At 38.4% G+C, this 16,374-nt stretch carries 15 protein-coding genes; 7 read left to right on the top strand and 8 right to left on the bottom strand.

Annotation, left to right across the window (positions count from 1 at the left end):
* Window positions 1-10 precede the first annotated feature (10 nt).
* Genes PLANO_RS10430 through PLANO_RS10415 form a run of 4 tightly spaced genes read left to right on the top strand, consistent with a single transcriptional unit; the run spans window position 11 to window position 6,159 of the window.
* Window positions 11-1,003 (top strand): AAA family ATPase, encoded by a 993-nt coding sequence (locus tag PLANO_RS10430; RefSeq protein ID WP_038704386.1) that lies wholly within the window; start codon window positions 11-13, stop codon window positions 1,001-1,003.
* Complete coding sequence (locus PLANO_RS10425) at window positions 1,000-1,860, top strand: DUF58 domain-containing protein (protein ID WP_038704385.1); 861 nt, start codon at window positions 1,000-1,002, stop codon at window positions 1,858-1,860. The genes PLANO_RS10430 and PLANO_RS10425 overlap by 4 nt, the downstream gene beginning before the upstream one ends.
* A gap of 11 nt (window positions 1,861-1,871) precedes the next feature.
* Complete coding sequence (locus PLANO_RS10420; protein ID WP_038704384.1) at window positions 1,872-3,605, top strand: vWA domain-containing protein; 1,734 nt, start codon at window positions 1,872-1,874, stop codon at window positions 3,603-3,605.
* Window positions 3,586-6,159: a VWA domain-containing protein gene (locus PLANO_RS10415; protein ID WP_038704383.1), complete on the top strand. Its 2,574-nt coding sequence runs from the start codon at window positions 3,586-3,588 to the stop codon at window positions 6,157-6,159. Before PLANO_RS10420 ends, PLANO_RS10415 begins: the two co-directional genes overlap by 20 nt.
* A gap of 82 nt (window positions 6,160-6,241) precedes the next feature.
* Here PLANO_RS10415 and PLANO_RS10410 read toward each other — a convergent pair whose 3' ends face one another.
* The 6 genes from PLANO_RS10410 to PLANO_RS10385 all read right to left on the bottom strand — a co-directional run bounded on the left by PLANO_RS10410 (window position 6,242) and on the right by PLANO_RS10385 (window position 11,877).
* A complete protein-coding gene (locus PLANO_RS10410) occupies window positions 6,242-7,432 on the bottom strand; it encodes an MFS transporter (protein WP_038704382.1) in 1,191 nt (396 codons plus the stop codon).
* 106 nt (window positions 7,433-7,538) lie between these two features.
* The gene (locus PLANO_RS10405; protein ID WP_038704381.1) at window positions 7,539-8,615 is read right to left on the bottom strand and encodes an ABC transporter substrate-binding protein; all 1,077 of its coding nucleotides are present in this window, start codon (window positions 8,613-8,615) and stop codon (window positions 7,539-7,541) included.
* Window positions 8,612-9,418, bottom strand: a complete 807-nt coding sequence (locus PLANO_RS10400) for an ABC transporter permease (RefSeq protein ID WP_038704380.1) — start codon at window positions 9,416-9,418, stop codon at window positions 8,612-8,614. Before PLANO_RS10400 ends, PLANO_RS10405 begins: the two co-directional genes overlap by 4 nt.
* Complete coding sequence (locus PLANO_RS10395) at window positions 9,402-10,226, bottom strand: ABC transporter permease (protein ID WP_038704379.1); 825 nt, start codon at window positions 10,224-10,226, stop codon at window positions 9,402-9,404. Before PLANO_RS10395 ends, PLANO_RS10400 begins: the two co-directional genes overlap by 17 nt.
* Window positions 10,216-11,322: an ABC transporter ATP-binding protein gene (locus PLANO_RS10390; protein ID WP_038704378.1), complete on the bottom strand. Its 1,107-nt coding sequence runs from the start codon at window positions 11,320-11,322 to the stop codon at window positions 10,216-10,218. Before PLANO_RS10390 ends, PLANO_RS10395 begins: the two co-directional genes overlap by 11 nt.
* A 15-nt stretch (window positions 11,323-11,337) precedes the next feature.
* Window positions 11,338-11,877, bottom strand: coding sequence for a helix-turn-helix domain-containing protein (locus PLANO_RS10385; RefSeq protein WP_038704377.1), 540 nt, complete (start codon window positions 11,875-11,877; stop codon window positions 11,338-11,340).
* 354 nt (window positions 11,878-12,231) lie between these two features.
* Here PLANO_RS10385 and PLANO_RS10380 point away from each other — a divergent pair, with 354 nt between their 5' ends.
* Together PLANO_RS10380 and PLANO_RS10375 are read left to right on the top strand one after the other, a co-directional pair.
* Window positions 12,232-12,528, top strand: a complete 297-nt coding sequence (locus tag PLANO_RS10380) for a hypothetical protein (RefSeq protein WP_008498069.1) — start codon at window positions 12,232-12,234, stop codon at window positions 12,526-12,528.
* 132 nt (window positions 12,529-12,660) lie between these two features.
* Window positions 12,661-13,320, top strand: coding sequence for a potassium channel family protein (locus tag PLANO_RS10375; RefSeq protein ID WP_008429848.1), 660 nt, complete (start codon window positions 12,661-12,663; stop codon window positions 13,318-13,320).
* A 101-nt stretch (window positions 13,321-13,421) separates the two neighbouring features.
* Here the strand turns inward: PLANO_RS10375 and rnjA are convergent, their stop codons facing one another.
* Both rnjA and PLANO_RS10365 read right to left on the bottom strand, forming a co-directional pair.
* Window positions 13,422-15,089, bottom strand: coding sequence for a ribonuclease J1 (rnjA, locus tag PLANO_RS10370; protein WP_038704376.1), 1,668 nt, complete (start codon window positions 15,087-15,089; stop codon window positions 13,422-13,424).
* A 2-nt stretch (window positions 15,090-15,091) separates the two neighbouring features.
* Window positions 15,092-15,304, bottom strand: coding sequence for a DNA-dependent RNA polymerase subunit epsilon (locus PLANO_RS10365; protein ID WP_008429852.1), 213 nt, complete (start codon window positions 15,302-15,304; stop codon window positions 15,092-15,094).
* 285 nt (window positions 15,305-15,589) lie between these two features.
* Between PLANO_RS10365 and PLANO_RS10360 the strand changes: the two genes are divergently transcribed.
* Complete coding sequence (locus PLANO_RS10360; RefSeq protein ID WP_038704375.1) at window positions 15,590-16,360, top strand: Cof-type HAD-IIB family hydrolase; 771 nt, start codon at window positions 15,590-15,592, stop codon at window positions 16,358-16,360.
* Window positions 16,361-16,374 lie beyond the last annotated feature (14 nt).

Below are 16,374 nucleotides of genomic sequence, written 5' to 3'. Positions count from 1 at the left end.
GAGGGTTTTTATGACATATACAACCGATCAATTTACAGAAATGAGTCAATTACTTCAAGAAGTAAAAACTGAAATTGGGCGTTTTATCGTCGGACAAGAAAGCGCAGTTGAGTTTTCTTTATACGCTATTTTGGCGGATGGTCACGCCTTACTCGAAGGGCTTCCGGGTCTAGGTAAAACAATGTTGATACGAACCATCTCGGATGTTCTTGATTTGTCGTTTTCAAGAATTCAGTTTACACCAGATTTAATGCCTTCGGATATTACAGGAACTAGTCTTATTGAACGAGATGCGCAAGGGCGTCAGCAATTTACTTTTAGAGAAGGACCGATTTTTCATCAAATGGTATTAGCAGATGAAATCAACCGTGCAACGCCTAAAACACAAAGTGCGCTACTTGAGGCGATGGGAGAAAAAACGGTGACGATTTTGGGAGATACGAAAAAAATGGCAAGACCGTTTTTCGTTTTGGCTACACAGAATCCTATCGAGATGGAAGGAACTTATCCATTGCCTGAAGCCCAAATGGACCGTTTTTTATGTAAAATACTTGTTTCTTATCCAAGTCGCAATGAACTTGCTGAAATTAGTCGGCGAACAACAGGGGCAGATTCCATCAATCTTACTAAAAAAATGAACACTTTTAGTTTGATCGAAGCTCAACAAATGGTCAAAGAAGTGTTGATGGCAGAAGATATTTTAATGGTCGCTGTCGACATTATTCAAAATACGCACCCTGAACATTCAGAGCATCAAGAAATTCAACAATTTATTCAATATGGCAGCGGTCCTCGTGGGTTGCAAAGTTTGATTCGTTTGGCTAAAGCACGAGCATTAATGGAAGGACGTTATCATGTATCTATTGGTGACTTAAAGCATGTGGCAAAACCGGTATTGCGTCATCGTTTGTTATTAAATTATGAAGCAGAAGCCATTGGCAAAAAAGCAGACGAGTTGATCGATAAAGTGCTGAGCACAGCAGGTAAAGGCGTTTTGAAATGACTTTATTAAACCTACCAGCTGATTGGGGATCACGTCTTAGCCGCTACGCCATAGGAACAAAAGCAAAAATTAGGGGCCATCATAAAGGGTCTCACCGCTCTATGCGCTTTGGCAGTTCATTAGATTTCTCTGATTTTCGTGAATATCATCCTGGAGATGATGTACGCCACATTGATTGGAACGTTTACGCACGGACTGAAAGAGTATACATTAAACGTTTTTTAGATGAACAAGAAATGCGTATTCACATTTTGCTCGACAGTTCGAAATCCATGAACAATAAATGGCTGTTTGCTAAGCAAATGGTATTTTCACTTGGGTTAATGGTGTTAGGGAGCGATGACCGGTTAACAGTTTCTGCTGGCCAAAAAGAAGTCGTCCCATTTCGAAAAAAAGGAAAGTCAGCTAAAAAGTTATTGGAGCATTTTATCTCAACGATGCCTGAACCTCAAAGTTTGTCGTTTGCAAAGCAAGCAAGCTTTCATGCAGCAAAAGATTCTACAGTGTTATTTATCGTTTCGGATGGATTGGAACCGTTAGAAGACTGGAACTTATTTTTCAGACAAGCTCCTGCCTATGCACATGACATAAGGTTTATTCATGTGAATACACAAGAAGAGCAAGTGCCTTCTTATAAAGGAGATCTTCGTTTTATCGATGCAGAAACTCAAGAAGTAACGAATGTGACGGTTACGGAAGAAGCGCTTCGTGCCTATCAAAAACAAAGTGAACTTCATAGCAAAGGCTTAGAATCCCTTTGTCGAACATACGGAATCGCATATATGCCCCTACGGGTAGAAGATGGAATCGAGCAAGTATTGTTCCATCAAATGACACGGAAAAATTGGATCGGATGAGGTGAAGCGGCATGGGAGCATCAAATTGGGGAATGATCTGGACAGCAGTTATGCCGCTAACCGTGATTCTCTATTATTTCTTTAGAAAAAAATACAAGGATCAGCATGTATCTTCAACTTTATTTTGGCAAGAACGTATGAAAGAATTGCAAGCTTCTCCTTATTTAAAAAAACTGCAGCATCATCTATTGTTTTATCTACAATTGGCGGCGCTGCTCTTATGTGTCCTGGCATTAATCGAGCCTTTTAGTGAATCAGAAACTCTAGCGGGCAATGATTTCATTTTTGTGGTCGATACTTCAGCAACGATGCTAGCGGGCTCACCTGCTCATTTTGAACAACAACAACAAAACATGAAAAGTTTGGCTGCACAAGCTGGTGGAAAACCGGTAACGATTGTTACAACTGGCACTAGTCCGAAAGTAATTATTCGAAATGAACAAAATCTAGAGCAAGTTGAAAAAGCCATCGATCAATTAATGGTGAACTATGAAAGCGCTGAAATCGAGCAAACGATTTTGTTTGCGGATACATTGGCGGTCAATGATTCTACTATTATTCATATATTCACAGATAGCTTAGACCGCTCTGTGCTAGCCAATAAAACGGGGCAAAGCTACCACGTGCATGGTTTTACGGAAACCTTGCGCAATGTATCTGTCCGTCAATTTGGGCTTTCCAAAACGGAAGATGGAACACGTGGAATTGTTCAATTAGTAAATAATAGCGAAGAAGCTTTACCTGCGATAGTCCGTTTATCAAGTGGCAGTGTGGAAAAAGAAGTTACCGTGGAACTAGCGGCTACTGAGGAGTTACTTGTGCCATTTGAAGATTTACCAGATGGTATGCTTTGGCAGGCGACAGTAGAAGTAGCAGATGACTATTTGGCTGACAATACTATGGCGACTTATTTAGCCCCTCCTGTAGGAGAAGTCACGATTGATTCTGTGCTACATGAATTAATCGCAAGTGGTTTTCGTTCGTTATCTTTAGATGTTAGGTTGTCAGAGTCAAGCCAGTTACAGCCCGATTCAGGGGTGCCACTCGTGACAAATCAACCTGATTTACTCGAGGGGCAGACTCCGATTTTATTGTTTGGGCGTAATGATGTAAGTCCATTTGAAGTATCAGGTCAAATTGAAACAAAGCCTCACCCACTTTTTACTTATGCTTCTTTAGAAGATGTTTATGTATCACAATTATATCCGCCTATTGAAGGTTATGAAACGATCGCTCAGATTGATGAACAACCATTTATTCAAGTTTCTCCAAAAGGGGATATAGTCGTGCTGACAGATGTCCAATTGACCGACTGGCCACTCTCCCCATCATTTCCATTGTTTTTATGGAGTGCGATGGAAAGTTTGTCTGGAGATGCTGAATTTCTCGGGTATTTCCAACCAAATGAACACCGGTCTGTTTCATTAGCTTCAAAAACAGGAGAATGGGAAATCTTTCGGGATGGCTCGTATAGTCATTCTTACATAGAAGGAAGTGACCCATTTATCGCACCGGCGGAGCCTGGCATTTATAAAGTGGTGGGTGACGAAAAAGAAATGACGATGGTTGTTCAGCTAAGCTCCCAAGAAAAGATGCTTTCTGCTGGTTCGACTTATAAAATGGGACAAGCAGAGGCCTTACAAGATATGGTTCGTTTTTCTTTTGTGCCTTATCTTATTGCTTTAATTTTGCTATTAATTGTAGTGGAATGGGAGGTGTATCGCCGTGGAATTACAACTAGGTAATCCAATTTGGCTCCTATTGCTGATCCCTGCAATCACCTATTTAGGTTGGTTTGCTGTCAAGAACTTTTCGGCGAGCTCTAGGCTAGTGAAAGTTGTTTTTTTTCTTAGAACTGCGGTAGTCGCTTTACTGATTTTTGCACTAGCGACTCCATCGTTATTTAGTCCGGTTAAAGAAGAGCAAATCATTTTCTTATTAGACCGTTCTGCTTCTCTTGATGGACTTGAAACAGAAATGGTAGCAGCAGTAGAGGCGGCTTTAGATGCAAAAAAAGATCATCAATCAGTTGCAGTTTATACGTTTGCAGAGGATTTTCAAAGTCTTTTGCCAATGACTAAAAATCCGCAAACCATACCGGCAGAATTAACGGTGAATCAAAATAGCCATACAAATATTGCGCGTGCGATAGAGCTTGCGTCGAATAGTGGAGATACCAACTTGGCGACACGCCTAGTCGTTTTAACAGATGGCAATGAAACGCAGTCATCTGCAATCGAAAGCTTAAATCGCTTGCAGTCTGATCGACTTCAAGTAGACATATGGCCAATTGAACAAATGACTAAAAATGATATGGCAGTGAGTCGCTTTGAAACCCCGTCTCGTGCATTTTTAGGAGAAGCTCAATCTTTTACAATTGCTGTAGATTCAGATAGCGAAGCACAGGCAAAACTGATTTTTTCTGCTAATGATCGAGATTTAGATATACAAGAAATTAACGTGCTTGAAGGTCAGAATGTTTATAGTTATTCGTATCCTGCAAACTCTGAAGGACTTCAAAAATATGAAGTGCGTTTAGAGACGGCAAAAGACGCGTATCTTGAAAATAATTCATTGTTTAGTATTACGGAAGTCGCTGGCAACCCAGAAGTTTTAGTCGTAAATGGTGGCGAACCAAGTCCAATACCGACGTTGTTAAATACGGAAAATTTACAAGTAACAGAAATTACCTCAGCACAATTGCCGAGCAGCTTGTCTGCTATACTCCGCTATGATTCAATTATTTTTGATAATGTATCTGGAACAGCTATTGGTGAACAGCAAATGACCATAATCGAACAAGCAGTGAGACAATTTGGTGTTGGCTTCATGATGGTTGGCGGCGATCAAAGCTTTGGTCTTGGTGGTTATTTTAAGACGCCAATCGAACGCTTACTGCCTGTAGAAATGGAAGTGAAAGGCAAGCACGAATTGCCTTCTCTTGGCTTAATGATTGTTATGGATCGTTCAGGAAGTATGATGGGGATGAAGATGGAACTTGCGAAAGAAGCAGCGGCTAGGTCTGTCGAACTTTTGCGTCCGGATGATACGTTAGGGGTCATTGCATTTGACGATCAACCGTGGGAAATTTTACCGACTGGAAAGGTAGACGATCCGAAAAAAGCTGCAGATAAGATTTTAAGTATTACTCCAGGTGGAGGCACTGAAATTTATCGTTCTCTGGAACAGGCGTATACAGAGCTTGAGGATTTAGAGTTGCAGCGAAAACATATTATTTTATTAACGGATGGTCAATCGTCAACTTCGAGTGATTATGATACGTTGATAGAAAACGGAAAAGACCATAATATTACGTTATCGACTGTATCTATAGGTCAAGATGCAGACCGAAACTTACTTGAACAATTAGCTGGAACGGGAAGCGGACGATTTTATGATGTAACAGACGCTACTACGATTCCAGCGATTTTATCCCGAGAAACGATTATGATGTCAAGAACTTATATTGTGGATAAACCATTTTATCCGGTTGTTTATGATAGTAAATGGGATAATTTGTTTGCAGATGGTGTTCCGCAATTAAATACGTATATTGCAACAACTGCAAAAAACACTGCCTCTGTTGCTCTTGAAAGCGAAGAAGAAGATCCCGTACTTGCAAGTTGGAACTACGGACTTGGCAAAACAATTGCCTATACATCAGGAAGCGGAGCATGGAGTGGAGATTTTCAAAATTGGTCAAAGTGGCCTGATTTTTGGAACCGGAGTGCTGCAGAATTATTGCCATCATTTGAAGAAATTCCTTTTTCAGTAGTTCGAAAAGAACAAGGCATTTATTCGATTGAAGATCCTACACATAGTTCTGCGATTTTGACAGTTGCTGCAATAGATGAACAAGGCAACGAAATTCCGTTACAAACAGAACCTGTAGCTCCAGGGAAGGTAGATGTTAAAATTGATGCTCCACCAGGATTGGTCTTTTTTAGTATTAGTAATGAAACAGGAGCATCTTATAAGACTGGCCTGACTATCCCTTATGGCGACGAGTATAAATCGACAAAGGCAAACTTGTCTTTAATGAATACGATGACTGAGCGTACAGGTGGGCAGCTATTAGATACCCTCGAGGAATCTTTCCGCGATATGCCCTACACAAGTGGCTCTGTTCGTTCAATTCAGTTGGGTCTTCTATTTACTGCAATGCTTTTATTCTTCACCGACATTACACTTAGACGTTTCGGCTTGGTAACGCCTAAAATAAAAGTAAAAATCGTAAATGAAGAGTCTACTTCACCCGGTGCAATCGATCAATTAATAAAAGCGAAAAAGAAAAAATAAATTTCATTAATTTCAGACATTTTATTTCTACAAAAAAAGTAGCCCAGACCAACGAGGTCGGAGCTACTTTTTTGTCTAATCTTTAACTTCTGCTTGTAGCAAGAAGTTGTTGTTTTCTCATAGACCATGTATTAGCGATAAAGAAACAGACGATTAAAATAGCTGTTCCTAAAATATAAGGATAACTCATATCGATATCGAAAAGAATCCCTGCAAGTGCTGGACCAATCATATTCCCAAGACTCATATAGGCATTATTCATACCAGCTGCAAAACCTTGTTCATCGCCTGCCAATTTCGAGATTAGCGTATTGATCGCGGGACGTAATAAGGATGCAGCTGTGAAAAACACGGCTGAGACTAAGAGAATGGCCCAGAAAGAACTGACAAACAAAATACCGATCATCCCAGCAGCAGAGATTAGTAGATTGACAAGAATCACTTTCATCTCGCCAAAACGCTTGAAGAGTTTGTCGATGACAAAAGTTTGAACAACAACTCCGACAAATCCACCAACTGTGATTAATACAGCAATTTCTTTTGGTGTAAAACCGAATTTCTTATCAGCATACAAAGCGATTGTCGATTGGAAGTTCGATAAACCAAAAGCAAAGATGAACATAACCAATAACATGACGAAGTATGGTGTGTAAGTAGATCTTTTCATCTGTTGAAGCAAATTTTCAGACTTCTGGTTGGCTGCTTGAATAGTGGGTGCTACATTTGGAAGCACTGCAAACGAGATAAAAGCAGCAATCAATGCCACAGCAGTGGCAACGTAAAATGGAAACTGAATGCTAACTCCAGCTAAAAATCCACCGATCCCCGGTCCAATCATAAAGCCCAAAGACATCGATGCACCAAGAAGACCCATGCCTTTACCTCGTTCTTCATAAGTTGTGATGTCTGCAACAAATGCCATCATAGGAGGGATTAAGAAAGCGGCACCTATGCCACTAAAAAAACGAGCAACGTAGAGTATCCATAGATGAGAAGCTAATCCGAATGCTAGTTGTGATAAACCGAAAACAATTAAACCGAAAATGATTAATTTTTTTCGTCCATGTTTATCTGAAAGCTTACCGGAAAGAGGAGAAAATAAGAATTGAGCTAAGGCAAATGTGGCAATTAAGGTGCCAAGAGCTTGACCAGCAACTCCAAATGTATCTAAATAGGCAGGCATAATCGGTATGATTAACCCAATCCCACTCATCGCAATGAACATATTGAACATCAACACATAAAGAGCAAATTTATTTGATCTAATGGCCATTCGGAGACCTTCTTTCGTAATTATTTCGCTTCACTAAATTTTAGTGTATAGAATCTACATACTATACCTTAAAACAAAAAAAAAAAACAGGCAAACGTTCTACCTGTCAGTTGTCCATATCCATTTTAAATTCTAAAAACAACTCGTTATAAGTCCCCAGCATTTCAAGGCCTAAATTTTCATACACTTCTAAACGCTCTCGGAGTTCTACTGGTGGATAAAAACGCTCGTCTTCAGTCACTTCAGGATCCATTAATTCGATAGCTTTTTCGTTAGGTGTAGAGTAACCTACATAATCCGCATTTTGAGCCGCAACTTCAGGATCTAACATAAAATTAATAAAAGCATGGGCACCTTCGATATTTCTAGCTGTTTTAGGAATAATCATATTATCGAACCATAAGTTTGAGCCTTCTTTAGGCACAGAATAGTCGATATCTTCATTGATCCACATCATATCTGCTGCTTGCCCAGACCAAGTAACTGCAACTGCAGCTTCCTCACGACGCATCATTTCAACAATTTCATCACCGATAATGGCTTTAACATTTGGTCCCATTGTTTTTAGTTTATCTGTCGCTTCTCGCAGCTCTACCATATTTGTAGAGTTTAATGAATAACCAAGACTATTTAAGCCAAGACCAATAATTTCACGTGCACTATCGACAAGAATAACCTCCTGATTTAGTGAAGGATTCCATAAATCATCCCAACTTTCAAAAGTTTGACCTTCAAGTAAAGTGGGATTGAAGGCGATTCCAACAGTTCCCCAGAAATATGGAATTGAGTATTCATTGCCAGGATCGAAAGGAAGATCGAGAAAATAAGGATCGATATTTGTTAAATTTGGTATGAGTGAATGATCAATCGGATGCAATAGATTGTTTACTTTCATTTTTTCAATGGCATATTCAGAAGGCATCGCCACATCGTAAGTCGTCCCGCCTTGCTCAATTTTAGTCATCATCGATTCGTTTGAATCGAATGTTTCATATACGACTGAAATATTGGTTTCGTTTTCAAATTGGTCGATTAGTTCAGGATCAATATATTCGCCCCAGTTGTAAACGGAAATAGTGCCGCCGCCAAAAGTTGTTGAACTTTTTTCAAGGACGTTGACAACATACACTAATATGCCTGATATCAGGAGTATGGCGATTGCTGCTCTAGTGATTTCTTTCATAGCTTAGCACCTCCTGTTCCAGGGGATTGACCCGCGCGTTGCGTAAAGAAATAATAACCAAGAACCAATCCAAGTGTGACAACGAATATTAAAGCGGAAAGCGCATTAATGGTTAACGTAATGCCAGCTCGTGCCATTGAATATATTTCAATCGATAAAGTCGAAAATCCATTACCAGTAACAAAGAACGTTACTGCAAAATCATCTAAAGAGTAAGTTAACGCAAGAAAAAATCCTGCGAATATACCCGGCTTGATATACGGAATAATGACACGGGTCAAAATATCACGTTTAGATGCACCTAAGTCAGTTGCCGCATCAATTAATGACGTACTCATTTCTTGCAACTTTGGCAACACCATAATAACCACAATCGGAATACTAAAAGCAATATGAGAAATTAAGACAGATGCAAAGCCAAGCTTAATACCAATCATCGTGAACAAGATAAGAAATGATGCACCGATGATTACATCAGGGCTTACAATCAAAATCGTATTTAGGGATAAAACTGCATTGCGTGTTTTATGATTTCTCAAAAATACAATGCCGATAGCACCTAATACACCAATAGCCGTTGAAAACAGAGACGACAATAACGCAATAATGACGGTATTCATTAAAATAATTAATAAGCGTGTGTCGTTAAAGACAGCACCGTAATGTTCCAATGTAAAACCTTCAAAGCTAGACATGGTTCCACCGCTATTAAACGAGTAAAAAACCAAATAGAAAATCGGCGCATACAAAATGGCAAAGACAAGTGCCAAGTATATTTTAGCGGGCTTATTTAGTTTTGCCATTAGGTGAGCCTCCTTTTTCTTTCTGACCTGTTAGCATCATGATGATAATCATAAACAAAATCAAAAAGACAGCGATGGTAGAGCCCATGCCCCAGTTTTGTGTAACAAGAAATTGCTGTTCAATAGCCGTTCCGAGTGTAATAACTTTGTTTCCCGCGATCAAACGCGTAATAACAAAAAGTGATAGGGCAGGGATAAAGACAGCTTGTACCCCAGATTTAACGCCGTTAATCGCTAACGGGAAAATCACGCGTCTAAATGTAGTAAATGAAGAAGCACCTAAATCACGGGATGCATCGATTAATGCCGGGCTGATTTTGTCTAGCGAATTGAAAATCGGCAATACCATAAATGGGATGAAAATATAAACCGCAACAAAAATAAAGCTAAAATCAGTAAACAAAATTTGCCAAGGACCAGTTCCCAAAGTTTGCAATAGCTTATTAGCCGGACCATATAAGCCGAATATCCCGATAAACGCATAAGCTTTCAACAATAGATTTATCCACGACGGAATAATGATTAACAATAACCATAGCTGCTTATGTTTAGTTTTTGTTAACCAATAAGCTGTTGGATAAGCAATGATGACCGTAATTAACGTAATCAAAAATGCGTACCAGAAAGAACTGAACGTCATGCGTAAATAAACAGAAGAGAAAAAGTTTTTATAGTTTTCAAGCGTGAAAGTTCCTGTTAAATCCAGAAAAGAAAAATAAAATATCAACGCTATGGGTGCGATTACAAATAAAGCAATCCATAAATAATAAGGAACAAGATATAACGGACGCGATGGGTTATCTTTCATGGACGGTCGCTCCATAGGACTCCAAACGTGCGTCAAAGGCTTCTTCTGATTCATTCAATCGCATGACGTGAATGGCTTCAGGAGAGAAGTCTAATCCGATTTGAGAGCCAACTTCAACTTTTTTTGTCGAATGAACAAGCCATTCATTGCCAACTTCATCGATTGTGGAAATTTCAAAATGTACACCTCTAAACAATTGAGTATCTACGGTAACAGTCATCTGACCAGCACCTTTAGCCGTGATTTCCAAATCTTCTGGGCGAATCACAATTTCTACTTGTTCGTTAGGAGTTAATCCAGCATCAACGCATTCAAAATCTTTATTTGCAAAACGTACTTGATAATCTGCAATCATTTGTCCGCTAACAATATTCGATTCTCCAATAAAATCTGCTACAAAGCGGTTGATTGGTTCATCGTAAATATCCATCGGCGTCCCACTTTGTTGAATTTGTCCAGCATTCATGACAAAAATTTCATCTGACATTGCGAGAGCTTCTTCTTGATCGTGCGTAACAAAAACAAATGTTTTACCGAGACGTTGCTGAAGTTCCCGCAATTCATATTGCATTTCTGTTCTGAGCTTTAAATCAAGAGCGGACAATGGTTCATCCAATAAAATAACTTCAGGATCATTGATGATCGCTCGTGCGATTGCAACACGCTGTCGTTGTCCACCAGACATCTCAGAAATTTCACGTTTTTCATAGCCTTGCAAATTTACAAATGCAAGTGCTTCTTTTACACGTCGCTCAATTTCAACTGCTTTTACTTTTTTAATGCGTAAGCCGAATGCAATATTTTCAAAGACATTTAAATGAGGAAAAAGTGCATAATCTTGAAATACAGTGTTAACTTGTCGCTGGTTAGCAGGAATGCTATTCACTTTTTTTCCTTCAATGTAAATATCACCTTTAGTAGGGGTAGAAAATCCAGCAATTAAACGCAAAATCGTTGTTTTTCCGCAACCTGATGGGCCTAATAAAGTATAAAATTTACCTTTTTCAAGTCTAAAGCTGACATTGTTTAAAACATTGCCTGCTCCTTCATATGTTTGTGTAACATTTTCAAACCGAATGATGGGTACATCTGTCATAAAATCCCTCCTGAATTATAAATAAGATTGAGTCGTCACAATAATCATTTCCGTGATACCGTCATAATCATTGATTAGTTGATGATGATTAGAAGCTTCGTAATAAATTGAATCCCCAGTTGCTGCTGTATAACTTTGTTCACCAATTTGAAGTCGTACTTGACCTTCTAGAACATAAATAAAAGTTTCAGCGGAAGAAGGCTCAAATTCTTTAAATGAACCTTGTGATTGCAAGGTTAAAAAAACGGGTTCCATTTCTTTCTCGTTAGAAGTAGGGATTAACCATTCAATTTCATAACCAGCTATTGGATCAATATGAGCAGTGTGGTCAACCGTAGAATAGACAACTTTTACATTTTGCTCATCAGCAAAAAATTCCCTTGGCGTAGTTCCGAGCACTTCTAGCAAAGAAAAAAAGGTTTCGATAGAAGGGGAGTTCATATCCCGTTCTAATTGAGAGATAAATCCTTTACTCAAATCCGTGCGTTTTCCAAGCTCTTCTTGTGTTAAACCATTTTTTAATCGAAGGCGTTTGATTTTTGTTCCGATATTCATCAGAATTCTCCTCGATTCTATAAAAAATTATAGAAAGTTTAGTTAAAATATACTTTTAGTTTACTAATAGCATATATCCATTATACGGAACGACTAATAATTTTCAAGCCAAAAATTATTTTCAATAAGGGATTGTTATCTATTGCAATTTACCATCATTTTTTACTATCATAGAGAAAGTGTGAAATTTCAACGAGACAGTATATTAATGATAAGATAACGATAGGTAAATAAATTAAAAGATAAACTTGATCTTTCAATGGCTAAAAGCATGCCATACAACTACTTTTCACTTAAATTGTAAACATATAAAATAGTCTAAACAGCTCGACCAAAACTCTAGGAGTGATATATGTGAACGGAAAAATGAATTTCTTTCTTGATCCTAAAAACCGTGTTATCCAAAAACCATCAATCATGAATTACAAGCAAGACCAACAAGGTTTATATCTTGTGGCTAACAAAAGATTCATCAACTGGATGGATGTGCACACGTATTGTCATACTTGTTTAGATGCATTAACGTTTGATGATGAATTTGATGCAAGTTACTGCGCAAGTTGTAATGAATGGCGCGAAGAACCTTGCACCGATATTAGTTGTGAATACTGTGAAAACCGGCCGAAACGCCCATTAGATCCCCGCCGATAAGCGGGGTTTTTTATTAGTTATATAATTTATATGGTGCGCATTTATAAAAGATTTTCAAATAAAAGACAAGCTAAGAATTAGTATGGATGATATATGGTAAAATAAAGCTACTAGAACATTTGGAGGATGGATATGAAAAAGGAATTTGTAGTCATTGGACTTGGGCGTTTTGGCGGCAGTATTGTACGAGAGTTAATTGAACAAGATGCTGATGTAATGGCAATTGATAAAGATTCTGAACGAGTGGATGAATTTTCGTCTATCGCGACGCAAGCCGTAGTGGCGGATACCACAGATGAGTCAGTATTAAAGTCGTTAGGAATTCGCAATTTTGAGCATGTTATTGTGGCAATCGGTGAAAATATTCAAGCTAGTATTTTAACCACCTTGATGTTAAAAGAAATCGGTGTAAAAAAAATTACGGTAAAAGCGCAAAATGACTATCATGCTAAAGTGTTAAGTAAAATTGGCGCAGATAAAGTCGTTCATCCTGAACGTGATATGGGTATACGAATCGCTCACAATATTCTGTCGAACAACGTACTCGATTATTTAGAGCTATCAGATGAGCACTCGATTATGGAGATTAAAGCAAATCAGAAATTAGCTGGTTATACATTGATCGGCCTCGATATTCGAGCGCGTTATGGGATTAACATCGTAGCGATCAAAAGGGGAGATGACATTATTGTTTCCCCGCAAGCAGATATGGAAATTGAACAAGAAGACATTTTGATCATTATTGGATCGGATGCGGATATTAACCGCTTTGAGAAAAAAATGATGAACTAGTAAAACCTGTAGGGGAGAAATTCCTCTACAGGTTTTTTGTATTAAAAAAGGTGTATGGAAGTAACTCCCATACACCTTTTGATTATCTGAAATAATTGAAATTAAACTTCCATGATGACTGGCAAAATCATCGGACGACGTTTTGTTTTCTCGTATAAATACGGTCCAAGAACATCTGAGATATCATTTTTCAATTCTGCCCAATCGGTATTTTTGCTATGGATTTTTTTATTTAAATGGCGATTTAGCATTTGTTGTGCTTCGTAAATCATTGTACCTGACTCACGCATATAAACAAATCCACGTGAAATAATATCAGGACCTGAAACCACTTTATTTTTTTCCATATCAACACTTACAACTACAATAACTAAACCTTCTTCAGAAAGAACACGGCGATCGCGTAATACGATATTGCCGATATCTCCGATACCACTACCGTCGATGTAAACATCACCAGAAGGGATGCGGCCTGCTATAGAAGCTTCGTCTTGACCTAAAGCAAGTACTTCACCATTTTCCATGATAAATGTGTTTTCCACAGGAACGTCACATTCAACAGCTAATCCAGCATGTGTTTTTAACATGCGGAATTCACCGTGGATTGGCATAAAGTATTTTGGTTTGATTAAACGCAACATTAATTTGTTTTCAGGTTCTGAACCGTGACCAGATGTATGGATGTTGTTAAGCGATCCGTGAATAACATCTGCTCCAGCGCGGAATAATAAATTAATCGTGCGGTTAACGCTGCTCGTATTACCCGGAATTGGAGAAGACGAGAAGACAACCGTATCGTTTGGCTGAATTTGAATTTGACGATGTGTACCACTAGCAATTCGTGAAAGAGCTGCCATCGGTTCACCTTGAGAACCTGTACAAAGAATTAGCACTTCGTTTGCAGGTAAACGATTTAACGTTTGAGTATCCACAAATGCATCTTCAGGAGCATTAATATAGCCTAGCTCACGACCAATTGTCATGGCATTATCCATACTACGACCAAAAACAGCAATTTTGCGGCCTTGTGCAACAGCTTCATCAGTTACTTGTTGTAAACGGTAAATATTCGAAGCGAAAGTAGCGAAAATTAAGCGACCATCTACTTTTCTCATAATTTCTTTAATAGATTCGCCAACTTTACGTTCAGACATTGTAAAGTCAGGAACTTCTGCATTTGTACTGTCGGATAAAAGACATAAAACACCTTCGCTACCGATTTGAGCCATTTTTAGTAAATTGGCAGGTTCTCCAACTGGCGTGAAATCAAATTTGAAATCGCCTGTGTGTACGATGTTGCCGGGTGGTGTTTTAACAACAACACCGAATGCATCAGGGATACTGTGTGTTGTACTGAAAAAACTAACAGCAGTTTTGCGGAATTTGATGATATCGTCTTCGCCGATTTCAGTCATTTTCGTTTGACGCAATAAGCCGTGTTCTTCCAATTTTTTACGCAATAAACCTAGCGCTAACTTCCCACCATAGACGGGTATATTTATTTTCTTAAGTAAATAAGGAATACCGCCGATGTGATCTTCATGACCATGTGTTATAAAAAGGCCTTTAATTTTATCAACATTTTTTACTAAGTACGTATAATCTGGAATAACGTAATCGATTCCGAGCAAATCGTCTTCCGGAAATTTAATGCCGGCGTCGATCAGGATAATTTCATCCTGGAATTGAACACCATACGTATTTTTGCCGATTTCACCCAGTCCGCCGAGTGCAAATACAGCCGTTTGATCATTTTTAACAAATTTCATTGTTATTCGATGCTCTCAACTTCGTAATTTTGGCTCGACTGTTCATACTCTAGATGGTTTCCTTCAAGTAATTGAACAAGTTCAATGTTATAGTTGCGGTCTTTTAGGTGGTGTCGGACTTCGCGCTCGGATGCTGCTTCCACATAAAGGCTTTGTGTGTTCTCACGAACAGGTACTTCAAAACGGTTTTCTTGGTAGTATACTTTAAAAATCATAGTTTGCTCTCCTTTTTCCACGCTCAAATAAATGCACTTCCTTTATATTATCATGACATTAGACTAAAATAAAGAATAGCCCTCCTTATTTATATAGAAGGGCTAAAACGATTATGCTATTTTCTTTTTATTCATGATGCCATTGAGTTGTCTGAGAAGTTTTCTTTTCAAACGTTTCAACATGGCGCATCACTCCTCAAAGCAATTATAACTCTTTTTCTGATAATTGCAAAGAATCAAGAACTATGAAATTACTATTACTTACATTAAGAATGGAGACTAAAAATGCCTAAATTATTATTGCTTGATATTGATGGAACACTATTAGATTCACACAAGAAGCTACCGGAATCTGCCAAACAAGCATTGCGACAAGCGCGTCTAAACGGCCATGATTTAGCAATTGCCACAGGCAGAGGGCCATTTATGATTAAAGAAATCTTGGAAGAACTAGAAATCGATACTTATATTACGTTTAATGGTCAATATATATCGCATAAAGGTGAGACGGTTCATAAAGAAGCCGTTGATACAGAAATGCTAAAAGAAATCTATAAGTATGCAGAAAAACAAAATCATCCACTCGTATTTATGAATGAAGAAAAAATGATTTCTTCTATTGATTATCATCCTGATATCGATGAAAGCATTAAGACCTTGAAAATACCTCATCCTGAAATGGAAGAAGATTTTCATCTAAATAATGAAATTTATCAAGCGCTCGTTTTTTGTGAAAAAGATGAAGAACAGCAATATCATGATACTTTTAAAGAAGTTGACTTTGTTCGCTGGCACCGAGTATCTTGTGATATCACACCTAAAGGGGGATCAAAGGCAAGCGGCATTAAGCATTTGATCCGAGCAACTGGACATGCTATCGAAGATACGATTGCATTTGGTGATGGTTTGAATGACCTTCTTATGATGGATGTAGCTGGATTTAGTGTTGCTATGGAAAATGGACACGAAGAAACCAAAAAACGTGCGTCATATGTTACGGGTCATGTAGATCATGACGGTTTAGCAAATGCCTTCAAATATTTAAAGTTAATATAAGAAAAAAGAGACTC

Origin of the sequence: Planococcus sp. PAMC 21323 (assembly GCF_000785555.1) — a bacterium.
Classification (GTDB): Bacteria; Bacillota; Bacilli; order Bacillales_A; family Planococcaceae; genus Planococcus.
This window is presented reverse-complemented; position numbering and strand designations above follow the sequence as displayed.